This is a genomic window from Streptomyces sp. NPDC001714, assembly GCF_042892755.1.
Lineage (GTDB): Bacteria > Actinomycetota > Actinomycetes > Streptomycetales > Streptomycetaceae > Streptomyces.
In genome coordinates this window covers 703229-718920 of the sequence record NZ_JBIAUL010000001.1, presented here as the reverse complement: position 1 = coordinate 718920, position 15692 = coordinate 703229, and the positions used below count along the sequence as shown (strand labels likewise).

Genomic DNA, 15692 nt, shown 5'->3' with positions numbered 1-15692 from the left:
GGCTTGTTCAGCCCCGCGGAGACTTCCACGGACCTTTGAATTTGGTCTGGACCTATTGACACGTGAATTGGTCTGGACCACCTTGATTGTCATGCCCAGACTCATCCCCCGGCTCGTGTCCCGGCATGCCGGACAGCGACGCATCCGCACCTGGTCGGCCGTGGCCACGCTCGCCACGGCACTCGCGATGGCGGGCCTGGCCTCCGCGCCGGCCTCCGCCGCCGACGTCAACAACGCGAAGAACCCCGGCTTCGAGTCGGGCCTGTCCAACTGGACCTGTTCCGCGGGCAGCGGGACGACGGTCTCCTCCCCCGTGCACTCCGGCGCCGCCGCGCTGAAGGCGACCCCGGCCGGGCAGGACTACGCCCAGTGCAGCCAGACGGTGGCGGTCAAGGCCAACTCGACCTACACGCTGAGCGCGTGGGTGCAGGGCTCCTACACCTACCTCGGGGTGACCGGCACCGGCACCACGGACGTGTCGACCTGGACCCCGAACACGTCCTGGACGCAGTTGTCGACGACCTTCACCACCGGCGCCTCGACCACCTCGGTGACGGTCTGGACGCACGGCTGGTACGGCCAGCCCGCCTACTACGCCGACGACGTCTCGGTCTACGGCCCCGACGGCGGGGGCGGCTCCGACCCGGCCCCGACCGTCCCCGCGACCCCGGCCGGCCTCGCGGTCTCCGGTACGACGTCGTCCTCCGCGTCGCTGTCCTGGAGCGCGGTGTCCGGCGCGACCGGCTACAACGTCTACCAGAACGGCACCAAGGTCTCGGCGGTCACCGGCGCCTCGGCCACGATCACCGGGCTCGCGGCCTCCACGTCGTACTCCTTCCAGGTCACCGCGACCAACTCGGCGGGCGAGTCGGCGAAGTCGTCGGCGGTGACGGCGACGACGACCGCGTCCGGCGGCAACGGCGGCGGCTCGCTGCCCAAGCACGCGGTGACCGGCTACTGGCAGAACTTCAACAACGGCGCGACCGTGCAGAAGATCTCGGACGTGCCGTCCTCCTACGACATCATCGCCGTCGCCTTCGCGGACGCGACCAGCACACCGGGCGCGGTGAGCTTCACCCTCGACTCCTCCGGGCTCGGCGGGTACACGGTCGACCAGTTCAAGGCCGACATCAAGGCCAAGCAGGCGGCCGGCAAGAAGGTCATCATCTCGATCGGCGGCCAGAACGGCACGATCTCGGTGAGCGACTCGGCGTCCGCGACGAACTTCGCCAACTCCGTCTATTCGCTGATGCAGACGTACGGCTTCGACGGCGTCGACATCGACCTGGAGAACGGCATCAACGCCACCTACATGAGCCAGGCGCTGCGCTCGCTGTCGTCGAAGGCGGGTTCGTCGCTGATCATCACGATGGCCCCGCAGACGATCGACATGCAGTCGACGTCCAACGGGTACTTCCAGACGGCCCTGAACATCAAGGACATCCTCACGGTCGTCAACATGCAGTACTACAACAGCGGTTCGATGCTGGGCTGCGACGGCAAGGTGTACAGCCAGGGCTCGGTGGACTTCCTGACCGCGCTCGCCTGCATCCAGCTCCAGGGCGGTCTGTCGCCGTCCCAGGTGGGCCTCGGCCTGCCGGCGTCGACCAGCGCGGCGGGCAGCGGCTACGTCTCGCCGACCGTGGTCAACAACGCCCTCGACTGCCTGACCAAGCTCACCAACTGCGGCTCCTTCAAGCCGTCGACGGCGTACCCCGGCCTGCGGGGCGCGATGACCTGGTCGACGAACTGGGACGCGGCGGCCGGGAACGCGTGGTCGTCCTCGGTGGGCGCCCACGTGCACGCACTGCCGTAACAGCGGGTGAGTGGAGTCCGGCGGCTGGGCAGGCCGCCGGAGTCCGGGCTGTGGGGTGCTACGGCTGTCGCCGACCGCAGCCGTCGCACCCGCAGGTACCGAGCTCGAACCACACGGTCTTGCCCGGCCCGTCCTGGTGGCAGCCCCAGCGCCGGGCAAGCGCATCCACCAGGTACATCCCTCTGCCGCCCTCCGCGAGGTCCGCCTCCAGCAGCCGCGGCGGGCGGCGGTCCCCGTCGGCGACCTCGCAGCGCAGCACCCCGTGCGAGGCCGCCAGGGTGAGCCGGAACCGGGTCGCCGCGTGGCACAGGGCGTTCGCGGCCAGCTCGCCGACCAGGAGCTCGCACACGTACGCCACCTCGTCCTGGTCCGCGAGCCCCCATTCCTCCAGCTGCCGCCGTACCGCCGCGCGCGCCTCGCCGGCCGCCGTGGGCCGGGGATCGTACTCGAGGCTCAGGTGACCGGCCCGGGTCGGCGGCTGCGGGTAGGCGGCGTACAGAGGGTCGGGATCCGGGAACCGGCTCCCGTCGGGCTGCAGCATGCTCTCCAGCGTGCCCGGGCCCGTCTCCCCGCACACGGGGAGGAATACCTGATCCCGTACCCGCGTATGCGCTGCCACGGGGGTACGCGCGTACGGCATCTCGCTCACGCGTACTGGACGCGGATCCTCGCCCCCGCCCCCGGCTCCCCGTCCCGGACATCGACGTACGCGCACACCTGACGCGTGAACCACAGCCCCTGCCCAGGCTCCGGTTCCGGGCCGGGCGGCGGCACGAACCCGGCCAGCGGGTCCGCCACCGCCCGGCACAGCCGCAGCTCGCACACGCAGGCCGGGGCCTCTCCCCAGGCGAGGATCTCGACCACCGGCCCGTGCGCGGCCGCCGCCGCCACGACGGCACGGCCGAACAGCCCGGCGTCCACGGCCGGGAGCCCGCACCCGGCGGCCCAGGCACCGACGGCCTCCGGCGCGGGCAGCCGGGCCGCCGTCTGCGGCGGCGGGGGCAGCGGTACGGCGTCCAGTTCGCGTACCAGGACCGGCGGCTGCTCGTACACCCCGGTGCCCGGGTGGGCGCGGCGGGCCGCGTCGACGACGGCCGGCCCCGCCGTCCGGGTGTCGTACACGCACAGGGCGGTGGTGGCGAAGGGGGCGAACAGGAGGTTGGCGAGGGACTCGTAGCGGATCCACTCGGTGCTCTCCCGCGCCGAGCGGCCCGCGCGCCCCGCCCAGTCGGGCTCCATGAGGAGGTGGACCCGGCCGCCCGGCCCGGCGTTCGCCGCGAGGTAACCGGCGCCCTGGGCCACGGCGTTGGCCGCGGTACCCGTGTACCAGTCGGTGTGATCGATGAAGCCCACGTCCCGGGCGTCGGTGCCGAGCGCGTCGCGCAGGGCGGCCAGCAGGCCGGGAGCGGCGATGGCGACGGGCGGCGGCTCGCCGGGGGCGGCGAGGCCCTCGGCGAGGAAGGGCAGGGCGGTGGCGACGAACGCGTCGTCGGAGCCGAACACGCCCATCCGGTGGTCGAACTGCCCGTGGGCCGCGGCGGGGCGCGCGCCCGTACTGGTACTCATCGGGTCTCCTGTGCGTCAGCGCCGGGCGGTCACCCAGGCGGCGATCTGGCTGCGGTTGCTGAAGCCGAGCTTGCCGAGGATGCGTTCCACATGGCCCTCGGCGGTACGGCGGGCGATGACCAGGCGGTCGGTGATCTGCTGGTTGCCGAGCCCCTCGGCGACGAGCTCGGCGACCTCGGTCTCACGACGGGTGAGCCGGACGGGTGCCGTCCGCAACTCGGGCTGCCGCGAAGGCGGTTGCGGCTGCTCGTCGAGGGCGTACGCCACGACCTCGGCCAGGCCGGACGCCCCGCCCCGGCCGTACGCCCGCTCGTACGCCCCCGGCCCCAGGGCCGCCCTGGCGTGGGTCTCGCAGTCGCGGCGGGCCGAGTTGAGGGCGGCGGAGCCCCAGCGGTCGTGGTCGATGTCGGACCAGACGCGGTCGGCGCCGCCGAGCAGGACGGCGGTGCGCTCGGCGGCGCCGAGGCCGTCGGCGATCCTCGCCAGCAGGTCGAGGGTGAGCCCGATGCCGATGACGTCGTGGACGTCGCGTTTGCGGCGCAGCGCCTCGCGGGCGTGGGGCTCGGCGCGGCGCCAGTCGGCGCGGACCGCGTGGGCGAGGGCGAGGATGCGCAGGACGTAGGAGCGGACCCAGTCCTCACCGTGCGCCTCGCACAGGGCGAGGGCCCGCCGGCAGACGGCGACGGCCCGGTCGGCATGCCCCAGGAAGGCGTACGCGCAGGCCAGTTCGACCAGGTCCAGGCCGTGCAGGCTGAGGTGCTGGCCGGGCACGGGACCGCGGGCGACGGTGGCCTCGTAGTGGGCACGGGCGGCGCCCAGGTCGTCGGCGAAGAGCTGGACCACGCCGATGACGTAGTCGGCGTGCGCGGCCTCCGCCGGGTCGCCGAGCCGGTCGGCGAGGGCACGGGCCTCGCGGGCGCGGCGCAGGCCCCGGGTGAGGTCCTCGGGGCTGCCGGCGAGCAGGGCGGAGACCCAGAGGGCGCGGGCGCGTCCGGCGGTCGGCGCGGGGTTGGCGTCGAGGGCGCGGTCGAGCCAGTAGCGGCCCTCGCGCGGGGCGCCGCAGGCATGCCAGTAGAACCAGAGGGTGCCCGCGAGCCGCAGCCCGGCGCCGGCCTCGCCGGGGGTGGTGAGGCTGAAGTCGAGGGCGGCGCGGAGGTTGTCCTGGTCGGCGCGGAGCCGGGCGACGATCTCCCGCTGGCGGGGCCCGAACCAGGCGGCTTCGCAGGCGTCGGCGTGCAGCTGGACGTGGTCCCGGTGCCGGCGCCGGGCGGCGGCCTCCGCCCCGGGCCGCTCCCGGAGCCGGTCGAGGCCGTAGTGGCGGAGGGTGTCGAGGAGGCGGTAGCGGGCTCCGCCGCCGTCCGGCGTCTCCTCCCGGACGAGGACGGACTTGTCGACGAGCCCGGCGACGGCTTCGAGGACGTCGAGCGGCTCCGGTTCCTGAGCTTCCTGTGCTTCCTTTGCTTCCTTTGCTTCCTTTGCTTCCTGAGCGGCGGGGTCGGATGCCTGGTCGGCGGCCGCGGGTTCGTGGCACACCGCCTCGGCCGTCTCCAGGTCGAAGCCGCCGGCCAGCACCGACAGCCGGGCCCACGCCGACTGCTCGCGCGCCGTGCAGAGTTCGTGGCTCCAGTCGACGGCCGCGCGGAGCGTCCGGTGGCGGGGCAGGGCCGCCGGGCTGCCGGCGGTGAGGAGGCGGTAACGGTCGTCGAGGCGGGCGAGGAGCTGGTCGAGGCCGAGGACGCGCATCCGGACGGCGGCGAGTTCGATGGCGAGCGGGAGCCCGTCGAGGCGGCGGCACAGGCGGGCCACGGCGGCGCGGTTGGCGGGGGTGAGCCGGAAGCCGGGAAGCACGGCGGCGGCGCGGTCGGCGAACAGGGCGAGGGCCGCGTGGGACTCGGCTGCGGACAGGTCGCCGTCCGGGTCGGGGACCGGCAACGGCCTTACCTCCATGAGGTGTTCCTCGGTGAGGCCGAGGCGGTGCCGGCTGGTGGCGAGGATGCGGACACCGGTGGTGCCACGCAGCAGGGCCGCGGCGAGGCCGGCACAGGCGCCGAGCAGGTGCTCGCAGTTGTCGACGACGAGGAGCAGGCGGCGGTCGCGGAGCCGCTCCACCAGTGTGTCCAGGGGCGGCCGGTCGGAGTGGTCGTGCAGGCCGAGGGCGTCGGCGGCGGCCAGCGGGACGAGTGCCGGGTCGTGCAGGCCGGCGAGGGCCACGTAGCGGACTCCGTCGGGGAAGGCGCGTTCGACGCGGGCCGCGACATGGGCGGCGAGCCGGGTCTTGCCGACCCCGCCGGGGCCGGTGAACGTGACGAGCCGGGCCTTGGCCAACAGCTCGCGGCCCGCGGCCTGTTCGTCTCTCCGGTCGACGAAGCTGGTCGTCTCGACCGGCAGCTGGCAGCCCTCGCGCGGCGCCGATCCGCCCATGATCAGCCAGCCCTCCTGTTGGCCGTCCGTCCACGGTCCCCCGACTGACCGGGGAAACGCACACAGGGGTCACGCGGGCGGGTGTACTTCGGCGGGGGTCGCTTGTGCGGGCGGGGGCGGGCGTACACTGCGCGGCCCGTCTGCGGGGCCGATCTGCGCGGCCAATTTTACTCACTTGACCTGCTCATGCCATTAGATGGCGCGGACCGGGTGGCTGATGGTCGGCCGGACGGCAGTCGGGCACAGTCACTCATTCGGGTGCATTTGATCGATGGTATGCGCGGTCGGGGAACGTGGTGACTAGGTTCGCAGCATGGCACGTTTCCGGATGTATCCGACGAGCGAGCAGACGGAGCAGATGCTCCTGCACTGCGCGCACGCCCGGTACGTCTGGAATCTGGCCGTCGAGCAGCACGCCTACTGGAAGCCGGACCGCAGGTCCGCGCCCGGTTTTGCGGAGCAGTGCCGCCAGCTCACCGAGGCCCGGCGTGACAATGAGTGGCTGGCCGCCGGGAACGCTGATGTGCAACAGCAGGCCCTGAAAGACTTCGCCACGGCCAAGAACGCCCGCTTCACCTCCGGCTTCGGTGAGCCGACCTGGCGCAGGAAGTACCAGCACGAGGGCTTCCGCGTCATCGGTACCGGCCGCGTACCGGAGTACCAGCCGGACGGCGGCCCGAAGCTGAACCAGAAGACCGGTAAACAGGTGATGGGCCGGTTAGTGGTCGTGCAGAGGCTCAACCGGCGGTGGGCGCAGGTCAGGGTGCCCGGCTGTGGCTGGGTCCGTTTCCGTCTCAGTGCCAGGGGCAAGGGTGCGCGGCTTCCCGCTGCGAAGACGTTCCGGGTGACCTACCGCAACGGTCGGTGGCACATCGCGTTCGCGGTCGACCCCGAGCCGACTCCCGCGCCTGGTACGGGTGGGGTCATCGGTATTGACCGGGGTGTGAGGATCACGGCGGCCCTGTCGGACGGGCGGAAGCTGAACTGCCCTCAGCTCACGGTCAAGGAGCGGGCACAGATCCGCAAGCACGAGCGCCGCGCGGCCCGGGCTCCGAAGGGCAGTGCTCGCAAGGCCGCCGCGTACGCGAAGGTCGCCGGACTCAAGGCCCGTGAGGTGAACCGGCGAAAGGACTGGTGCGAGAAGACCAGCACCATGCTCGCCCGCGCCTACGACCTGGTGCGGTTCGAGAAGCTGAACATCAAGAACATGACCCGCTCCGCGAAGGGAACCGCGGAGCAGCCCGGCAGGAACGTGGCGCAGAAGGCCGGGCTGAACCGGGGCATCCTCGCCCAGGGCTGGGGCCTGCTGAGGCGACGCACGGAGCAGAAGGCTCCGGGCCGGGTCGAGGACGTTCCCGCGCCCTACACGAGTCTGCGGTGCAGTGCCTGCGGGTGGATCGAGAAGAAGTCGCGCAAGAGCCAAGCCGACTTCGTCTGCGTGTCCTGCGGCTTCACGTGCAACGCGGATGAGAACGCAAGCATCAACGTCGCGGCAGGACAGGGCGGGATCCCCCGCCCCCGGCAATCAGCCGGTGCCGGAGGGGTGACAACGGCCACCAACCGTTCGAACGCCCGTGAACCTCAACCCACCTGGGTTGGAATCCCCCTCTTTTAAGAGGGGGAGGATGTCAAACGTACAGCGAGCTGGTGCTGTGGCCGTACGGGTACACGACGGCGGACACGGCGACCGGGATGACCGCGGACGACGCCGCCGAGATGAATCCGACGTCCAGCTCCGGGGGCGGCTTCTACCCGCCCGACGAGGTGATCGAGCGGGAGACCTCCCGGAACCGGGACGCGGTGTTCCAACTGCTGGAGAACGCGGACTGTATGTACCGGTCGATCGGGAAGGAAGCGCAGTACTGCGGCTAGCCGGCCGGAGCCGCTCCGGCCGTGGGGCAGCCGCCGGGGCCGGAGCGGTTCGATCGGGTACGGAGGGGACTACTCCTGGCCGAGTGCCTTGTCCTCGGCCTTGACCTTGTTCTCGGCCTTGACCTTGTTCTCGGCCTTGACCTTGGCCTTGTTCTCGGCCGCGCTCACGGCGCCGTCGGCGGCCTTGTCCTCTGCCTCCGCCTCGACCTCGGCGTCCGTCTCGACCTCCGCCTCCGCGTCCCTCTCCGGGGCGTCCTCGTCTTCCGTACCGTCGTCGAAGTACGCGTCGAGGACCTCGTCCAGCTGCTCCTCCCACTCCTTGAAGCGGGAGCGGGACGTCGCCTCGATCTCGATGGGGTACCAGCGGCGTTCCGGGGTGTGGACGGTGATCGTGAACCGCTTGCCGAAGCGCGGCGCCTCGGTCTCGATCGCACCGATCTCGTCCCAGCGGAACTCGCACTTCTCCTCGTCGAGGCTGAGGCGCACGCCCTGGTGGTCGGCGACTATCCGGGCACGCCGGTCGGCGGCCTCGAAGGCCGGGCCCTCGGCGGTCTCCTCGTCGTCCGCGGCCTCGTCGGCGGTCGCGGCGTCCTCGTCCGCCGTGGCCTCCGCCGCGGCCGCGGGTTCCGCCGCCGCCACGGGTTCCGCCGCCTCTGCCTCCACGGCGTCCTCGGCCTCCTCCGGCCGGGCGTCCTCCGCCTTCTCGTCGGCCGGCTCGGCGGACGCGGGTGAGGTGAGCCCGGGGATGAAGGCCGGGTCGAATCCGGCGCCCTCCAGGGGCTGGCTGTTGGCTCCTATGCGCTGCTCCACAGCGGGCAGTATGGTCCAAGAACCTGTGCCGGACACAGCCAGCCCCGGACTTCGTTATCAGACGCCTACACGAAGACGCTGAGCACACCCGCCACCGCGAACCCCACCACCGACAGCACCGTCTCCAGCACGGTCCAGGACTTCAGGGTGTCGCGCTCGCTGATGCCGAAGTACTTGGCGACCATCCAGAATCCGCCGTCGTTGACGTGCGAGGCGAAGATGGAGCCGGCCGAGATGGACATGATGACGAGGGCGACGAAGGCCTGCGAGTGGTGGCCCTCGGTGAGGAGCGGGGCGACGATGCCGGCCGTCGTCACGATCGCCACCGTCGCCGAGCCCTGGGCGACCCGCAGGACCACCGAGATCAGGTACGACAGGACGATCACCGGAAGGCCCACACCGTTGAAGGTGTCGGAGAGGGCCTGGGCGACGCCGCTCGCCTTCAGCACGGCGCCGAAGATCCCGCCCGCGCCGACCACCAGCAGGATGTTGCCGACCGGCTTGAGGGACGCGGTCGACACGGTCTCCAGGGACTTGCGGGACCAGCCGCGCCGGATGCCGAGCAGGTAGTAGGCGAGGACCAGGGCGATGGTGAGGGCGACCATGGGCGTCCCGAAGAACTCGAGAACCGAGCGGCCGGTGGAGGGGTCCAGGGCGATGGAGGAGAAGGTCGCGGCGAGGATGAGGACGAGGGGGGTACCGATGATGGCGAGGACCGTCGCGAGCGGGACCGGCTTCTCCTGGGGCTCCACTCCGGCCGCCCGCTGCTCCGCCACCACCGCCTGCTTGGCCTCCTCGGCCGCCTCGACCATGTCCTGCGGTACGGCGACGAAGATCCGCCTGCCGATCCACGCCGAGTAGACCCATGCGGCCAGCACCGCCGGGATGCCGCAGACGACGCCCATGAGGATGACCCAGCCGAGCTGGACGTGCAGCAGCGCGGCGGCGGCCACCGGGCCGGGGTGCGGCGGCAGGAAGGCGTGCGTCATGGAGAGGCCGGCGAGGAGGGGAAGGCAGTAGAGGAGGATCGACTTGCCGGTGGGGGTCCCCCCGGGACGGAGCTTGTCGGAGTCTTGGGGGAGTTTGGCCGCCGCGTAGACGAGGGGGGCCAGGACGAAGATGCCGACGTCGAAGAAGACGGGGATGCCGAAGATCAGGCCGGTGAGGCCCATCGCGAGCGGGGCCCGCTTCTCGCCGAAGAGGCCGAGCAGGCGCCCGGCCAAGACCTCGGCGCCGCCGCTGACTTCGAGGACCGCGCCGAGCATGGTGCCGAGGCCGATGATGATGGCGACGTGGCCGAGGATGCCGCCCATGCCGGACTCGACGGTGGAGACGGCGTCCGAGCGCTGGACGGTGCCGAAGAGTTCCGTGACCGAGAGACCGGCCAGCAGGCCGACGGCTATGGAGACGGCGAGGAGGGCCACGAAGGGCTGGAGCCGCGCCTTGATGATGAGGAAGAGGAGCAGGGCGATGCCGATGGCGGCGACGGTGAGGAGGCCGGCGGTGCCGTCGAGGAGGAGGAGCAGGCCTCCGGTGTGGGGTGGGGTCGTGGGGGTGGCGGAGGCGGCGAGCGGTAGGGACATGTGGGGGTCCTCTGGGTAAGTTCATGAGGCTTTCGGGCAGGGGGCATCGCGGTACGGCACCCGGGCGGGCGCCGCACCGTGACAGACGTACGGTGTGCGGGAGTTGGGGGTGGCGGCCTCAGCCGAGGACGGCGAGGGCGTCGATCTCGATGAGGAGGCCGGCGGGCAGACCGACGTACACGGTCGTGCGGGCGGCGGGCGGGGCGGTGAGCGCCTGCTCCTCGAAGTAGGTGTTGTAGATGCCGTTCATCTCGGCGAAGTGGTCCACGTCCGTCAGGTAGACGCGGATCATCATGACGTCGTCCCAGGAGGCGCCGCCCTCTTCGAGGATCGCCTTGACGTTGGCGAGGGTCTGGAGGGTCTGCTCGCGCAGGGTGGGGCCGGCCGGGGTGGGGGGCCTGCCCTCCTCGGCGGGCAGGAAGCCGACCTGACCGGCGACCTGGAGGATGTTGCCCTTGCGGACGCCGTGCGAGAACTTCGCGGGCGGGGTGGTGTGGGTCGTGGGGGTGAGCGCGATCTTCTCGGTCATCTGGTGCCGGCTTCCATGATGGGTGTTCTGCCTGAGTACTCGCCGCTGATCGCGTCCGCCGTACGGCGCACCTGCGGGAGCAGGGTGAGGAGTTCGTCGGCGGTGACGACGACGTTGGGCGCGGAGACCGACATCGCGGCGACGACGCGCCCGTCGGCGCCGCGGATCGGTGCGGCCACGCAGTTGATGGACTCCTCGTGGCCGCCGAGGTCGGTGGCCCAGCCCTGTTCGCGCACCTTGGCCAGTTCCCTGAGGAACGCCTCCGCGTTGGGCGTCGAACGGGCCGTGTACATGGGGTAGTCGAGCTTGTCGGCGAGGGCCCGCCGCTCGGGCTCGGGCAGGTCGGCGAGGAGCAGCTTGGCGACGGCGGCGACGGTGATGGCGACGGGTTTGCCGATCCGCGAGTACATCCGCACCGGGTAGCGGCTCTCCACCTTGTCGATGTAGAGGACCTCGCCCTCCTCGAACACGGCGAGGTGCACGGTGTGTCCGCACGCCGCGTTGAGGCGGGCCAGGTGGGGGTGGGCGATCTCGCGGACGTCGAGGTTCTCCATCGCCTCCTGGGCGAGGGCGAAGAGGCGGGCGCCGAGGCGGTAGCGCTGATCGGACTGGCGGTAGACGAGGCCGTGTTCATGGAGGGTGCGCAGCAGCCGCAGTGCGGTCGACTTGTGCACGCCGAGGCGGTCGGCGACCTGGCCCAGGTCGGCGGGGCCCTCGGCGAGCAGGGGCAGGATGCTGAGCGCTCGGTCGACGGTCTGGCTCATGGGGTGCGTACCTCCTCTTCGGCCGCGTCGGCTTGCGTCCAGCCGGGGCCGAGTCGAAGTCTCTCCCACCCGGTGGTGTCGAGGGCGGTCAGGCGGTCGGTGGTGTCGCGGTCGGGCGGCGGGGCGAGGTCGGCGGGGGTGGTGAGGGCGGCGGCGGCGAAGAGGTGGCCGAGCCTGAGCGTCTGCCTGACCGGCAGGCCGCGCAGGATGCCGGAGAGGAAACCGGCGGCGAAGGCGTCCCCGGCGCCGACGGTCGCCACGACGTCGACGGCGGGGGCGGGTTCGAAGGTGCCGGTGAGCTGGGGCCGGGGGGTGGGGACGCTTACCGGCGCCGGCAGGGTGCCTCCCCCAGAGGGGGGACCCCCAGCGCCCACCCTCCCCCACTCTCGGCTTCGCTCGAGCGGGGGGACCCCCATCGCCCCAGCGGCGCGACTGCCCGCGGCTGGGGAGGGGGGCCGGCTGTAGCGCCCCTTGAGGGGCGCGGGGAACTGCGCGACCGGCCCCCACCGGGCCGCGGCCGACACGAAAGCCGTCGCCCCCGCTGCTCCCTGCTTCACCACCAGCACCTCAGGCTCGGGCAGCAACTCCCGGACCGCAGACGGCCCTCCCGCCACCCCCCACGCCAGCTCCGCCTCGTCCTCCCCCACAAAAACGATGTCGGCCCGGCGCGCCAGCTCCAGCAGCACCTCCGCGCCGTCGGACTCGGTCCACAGCCCCGCTCGGTAGTTCACGTCGAACGACACCACCGGCGGCCGCTCCCCGGCGGAAGCCGTCAGCTCCCGCAGCAGCCCCAGGCAGCCCTCCGACAAGGCGGCCGTGATCCCCGACAGGTGCAGGATCCGCCCGGCGCGCACCGCCGCCAGGTCCACCGTCCGTGCCGACATCGCGGACGCCGCCGACCCCGCCCGGTAGTACGCGACCTCGTGCGCGTCGGTCGCCCGGTCACCGGCCGTGCGGAAGTAGACCCCCGTCGGCCGCGCCGGATCGCGGCCGACGGACGAGACGTCCACGCCGTACGCGGCGACGGTCTCCAGCAGGTGGTCGCCGAACCCGTCCGTGCCGACCCGGCTGACCCAGCGCACGGCGTGCCCGGCGGCGGCCAGCACGCAGGCCACGTTCGACTCGGCACCGCCGATCGCACGGTCGAAGGACGGCACGTCCGCGAGGCGCCCCGGCCGGGTGGGCAGAAACGTGACCATGGACTCGCCGAGCGCGACGACGTCCACGGCGTCAACGGCGCCGATGGCCTTCACGATGGTCGTGGCTCCTCGTCGTCGGGGAAGGGGCGCTACGGGCTCCATTCATTGACCCGGCGTTGGCGTGGATGTTAGACAGCGACAAGCGATATACGCAATGAACGTTGCACACCGTGCAACCGAACTGATCAGGGAGGCTCCGTGTCCCTCGACACCGGCACCGAAGCGCTCGCCCGGCTCGCGGAGGAACGCGTCGACCACCGCTTCAAGGGCCTCCCGCCGGACGCCGAAGGGCTCACCGTCGGCGAACTGGCCGCCCAGCGCCGCAACCTGTTCTCGGACGGCTTCGCGACCCCCGTACTGGCCCTGTCCGCCGAGCGCCTGGAACACAACCTCGCGCTGATGGAGACGTACACCGAACGGCACGGCCTGGCCTTCGCCCCGCACGGCAAGACCTCCATGGCCCCGCAGCTCTTCCACCGGCAGACCGGGCGCGGGGCGTGGGGCATCACCCTCGCCGTGCCGCACCAGGTGCGGGTGGCGCGGGCCTTCGGCACCCGCCGGGTCTTCCTCGCGAACGAACTCGTGGACGCCCCGGCACTCCGCTGGATCGCCGCCGAACTGGAGCGCGACGCCGACTTCCGGTTCGTCTGTTACGTCGACTCCGTGCGCGGCGTCGCACTGATGGACGCGGCGCTGCGCGGGTCCGGCCGCCCCGTCGACGTCGTGGTCGAACTCGCCGCCGGGGAGGGCGCCCGGACCGGCGTCCGTACCGAGGCGGAATGCGCGGCGGTCGCGGACGCGGTGGCCGGGACGGAGACGCTGCGGCTGGTCGGGGTGGCCGGGTACGAGGGGGAGGTCCCGCAGGCCGATCCGGACCGGGTGCGCGCCTATCTGCGCCGGCTTGTCGCCCTCGCGGTCGAGTTCGACAAGGCGGGCCGGTTCGCGGGCCTGACGGAGATCGTGGTGAGCGCGGGCGGCAGCGCCTGGTTCGACGCGGTCGCGGACGTCTTCGCCGGGATTCCCGAACTCTCGCTCCCCGTACTGAAGTTGCTCCGCTCGGGTGCGTACGTCTCGCACGACGACGGCCGCTACCGGGAGGTCACCCCGTTCAACCGCGTCCCCGAGGAGGGCGCCCTGGAGCCCGCCTTCCGGCTCTGGGCGCAGATCGTCTCCCGCCCCTCCCCCGCGCAGGCCTTCGCCAACGCGGGCAAGCGGGACGCGGCCTACGACCTCGACCTTCCCGTCGCCCAGGTGATCCGCCGGGCGGGTACCGAGCGCCCGGCGACCGGCGTCGAGGTCACCGGCCTGTCCGACCAGCACGCCTGGCTGCGCACCGGTCCCGAGGCGGACCTGGAGGTCGGGGACTGGGTGGGCCTCGGCCTCTCCCACCCGTGCACGTCGTTCGACAAGTGGCAGCTGATCCCGGTCGCCGAGGCGGACGGGACGGTCGTCGACTACATCCGTACGTTCTTCTAGGAGGGGCCGTGGAGCAGCTCGTCATCCGGGACGCCGACGTCGTCGACGGCAGCGGGGAACCCTCGTACCGCGCCGATGTGGTGATCGACGGCGGCCGGATCGTGTCGATCGTCAAGGAGGCCGCGGCGGCGGGCTGCCAGCGCCCGCGCGCGGTGCGCGAGCTGGACGCGGAGGGCCTGGTCCTCTCCCCCGGCTTCATCGACATGCACGCCCACAGCGACCTCGCCCTGCTGCGCGACCCCGACCACAGCGCCAAGGCCGCGCAGGGGGTGACCCTGGAAGTGCTGGGCCAGGACGGCCTCTCGTACGCCCCGGTCGACGACCGCACGCTGGCGGAGGTCCGCAGCGCGATCGCCGGCTGGAACGGCTCCGGCGACGACATCGACTTCGACTGGCGGTCGGTGGGCGAGTACCTGGACCGCCTGGACCGCGGCATCGCCGTCAACGCGGCCTATCTCATCCCCCAGGGCACGGTCCGCGCGCTCGCGGTCGGCTGGGAGGACCGCGCGGCGACCGCGGCCGAGCTGGACCACATGCGCCGGCTGGTGGCCGAGGGCATGGCCCAGGGCGCGGTCGGCCTCTCCTCCGGCCTCACCTACACCCCCGGCATGTACGCGCCGGACGCCGAACTGACCGAGCTGTGCCGGGTGGTGGCGGAGTACGGCGGCTACTACTGCCCGCACCACCGCTCGTACGGCGCGGGCGCGCTGGAGGCGTACGCGGAGATGGTGGCCCTGGCCCGGGAGGCCGGCTGCCCCCTCCACCTGGCCCACGCCACCATGAACTTCGGCGTGAACAAGGACCGGGCCCCGGAACTCCTGGCCCTCCTCGACGAGGCCCTCGCCGCCGGCGCCGACATCACCCTCGACACCTACCCCTACACCCCCGGCAGCACGACGCTCGCGGCGATGCTGCCGAGCTGGGCGAACGAGGGCGGTCCGGCGGCGGCCCTCGCCCGTCTGGCGGACGACGGGACGTCCGAACGCATCCGCCACCACCTGGAGGCCGTCGGCTCCGACGGCTGCCACGGCGTGCCCATCGAGTGGGACACGATCGAGATCTCGGGCGTGGGCGACCCGGCCCTCAGGGACTTCGTCGGCCGTACGGTCCAGGAGTCGGCGGACGCCCGCGGGGAGTCCCCCTGGACGACGGCCCGCCGCCTCCTCGTCACCGACCGCCTGGGCACCACCATCCTCCAGCACGTGGGCCACGAGGAGAACGTCCGGACGATCATGCGGCACGCCGTCCACACGGGCGGCTCGGACGGCATCCTCCAGGGCACGAAACCCCACCCCCGCGCCTACGGCACCTTCCCGCACTACCTCGGCCACTACGTACGGGAGTTGGGCGTCCTCTCCCTGGAGGAGTGCGTCGCCCACCTCACCGCCCGCCCCGCGGCCCGGCTGCGCCTGCCGGACCGCGGACTCGTACGCGAGGGCTACCGGGCCGACGTCGTCCTCTTCGACCCGCGGACGGTCGCGGCGGGCTCGACGTTCGCAGACCCGCGCCGCCTCCCGACCGGCATCCCGCACGTGCTGATCGACGGCCAGTTCGTGATCGAGGACGGCAACAGGACGGACGTACTGGTAGGGAGGTCGGTGCGTAACGCGCCCCTTTAGGGGCGCTGGGGGTACCCCCGGCCGAAGGCTGGGGGAG

12 protein-coding genes and 1 pseudogene are annotated in these 15692 nt (G+C 72.4%); 5 read left to right on the top strand and 8 right to left on the bottom strand.

All coding sequences use genetic code 11. From position 1 onward, the window contains the following. Nucleotides 1–91 precede the first annotated feature (91 nt). Nucleotides 92–1816, top strand: a complete 1725-nt coding sequence (locus tag ACFY0P_RS03340; RefSeq protein ID WP_388906745.1) for a chitinase — start codon at nucleotides 92–94, stop codon at nucleotides 1814–1816. A 58-nt stretch (nucleotides 1817–1874) separates the two neighbouring features. Here the strand turns inward: ACFY0P_RS03340 and ACFY0P_RS03335 are convergent, their stop codons facing one another. The 3 genes from ACFY0P_RS03335 to ACFY0P_RS03325 form a co-directional block, all read right to left on the bottom strand. Next, nucleotides 1875–2357 (bottom strand): ATP-binding protein, encoded by a 483-nt coding sequence (locus ACFY0P_RS03335; protein WP_388906743.1) that lies wholly within the window; start codon nucleotides 2355–2357, stop codon nucleotides 1875–1877. Between the two features lie 104 nt (nucleotides 2358–2461). Further along, nucleotides 2462–3382, bottom strand: coding sequence for an anti-sigma factor RsbA family regulatory protein (locus tag ACFY0P_RS03330; protein WP_388906741.1), 921 nt, complete (start codon nucleotides 3380–3382; stop codon nucleotides 2462–2464). 15 nt (nucleotides 3383–3397) lie between these two features. Beyond that, nucleotides 3398–5803, bottom strand: coding sequence for an ATP-binding protein (locus ACFY0P_RS03325; RefSeq protein WP_388906738.1), 2406 nt, complete (start codon nucleotides 5801–5803; stop codon nucleotides 3398–3400). A gap of 313 nt (nucleotides 5804–6116) precedes the next feature. Here ACFY0P_RS03325 and ACFY0P_RS03320 point away from each other — a divergent pair, with 313 nt between their 5' ends. Next, nucleotides 6117–7418, top strand: a complete 1302-nt coding sequence (locus tag ACFY0P_RS03320) for an RNA-guided endonuclease InsQ/TnpB family protein (protein ID WP_388906735.1) — start codon at nucleotides 6117–6119, stop codon at nucleotides 7416–7418. A 17-nt stretch (nucleotides 7419–7435) separates the two neighbouring features. Then, nucleotides 7436–7675 (top strand): annotated as a pseudogene (locus ACFY0P_RS03315) (zinc carboxypeptidase); the annotation flags it as partial. Nucleotides 7676–7744: 69 nt separating this feature from the next. On the opposite strand, the gene ACFY0P_RS03310 reads toward ACFY0P_RS03315, so the two are convergent. The 5 genes from ACFY0P_RS03310 to ACFY0P_RS03290 all read right to left on the bottom strand — a co-directional run bounded on the left by ACFY0P_RS03310 (nucleotide 7745) and on the right by ACFY0P_RS03290 (nucleotide 12560). After that, nucleotides 7745–8485 (bottom strand): hypothetical protein, encoded by a 741-nt coding sequence (locus tag ACFY0P_RS03310; protein ID WP_388906733.1) that lies wholly within the window; start codon nucleotides 8483–8485, stop codon nucleotides 7745–7747. Nucleotides 8486–8550: 65 nt separating this feature from the next. Then, on the bottom strand, nucleotides 8551–10068 hold the full coding sequence (locus tag ACFY0P_RS03305) for a GntP family permease (RefSeq protein ID WP_388906730.1): 1518 nt from the start codon (nucleotides 10066–10068) through the stop codon (nucleotides 8551–8553). Nucleotides 10069–10186: 118 nt separating this feature from the next. Continuing rightward, nucleotides 10187–10597, bottom strand: a complete 411-nt coding sequence (locus ACFY0P_RS03300) for a RidA family protein (protein ID WP_388906728.1) — start codon at nucleotides 10595–10597, stop codon at nucleotides 10187–10189. Further along, nucleotides 10594–11361 (bottom strand): IclR family transcriptional regulator, encoded by a 768-nt coding sequence (locus ACFY0P_RS03295; RefSeq protein WP_388906726.1) that lies wholly within the window; start codon nucleotides 11359–11361, stop codon nucleotides 10594–10596. The genes ACFY0P_RS03300 and ACFY0P_RS03295 overlap by 4 nt, the downstream gene beginning before the upstream one ends. Beyond that, entirely contained in the window at nucleotides 11358–12560 is a 1203-nt protein-coding gene (locus tag ACFY0P_RS03290) for a sugar kinase (RefSeq protein ID WP_388907303.1), read from the bottom strand. The genes ACFY0P_RS03295 and ACFY0P_RS03290 overlap by 4 nt, the downstream gene beginning before the upstream one ends. A 198-nt stretch (nucleotides 12561–12758) precedes the next feature. Between ACFY0P_RS03290 and ACFY0P_RS03285 the strand changes: the two genes are divergently transcribed. Both ACFY0P_RS03285 and ACFY0P_RS03280 read left to right on the top strand, forming a co-directional pair. Further along, on the top strand, nucleotides 12759–14036 hold the full coding sequence (locus ACFY0P_RS03285) for an amino acid deaminase (protein ID WP_388906724.1): 1278 nt from the start codon (nucleotides 12759–12761) through the stop codon (nucleotides 14034–14036). 8 nt (nucleotides 14037–14044) lie between these two features. Then, entirely contained in the window at nucleotides 14045–15655 is a 1611-nt protein-coding gene (locus tag ACFY0P_RS03280; RefSeq protein WP_388906721.1) for an amidohydrolase family protein, read from the top strand. Nucleotides 15656–15692 lie beyond the last annotated feature (37 nt).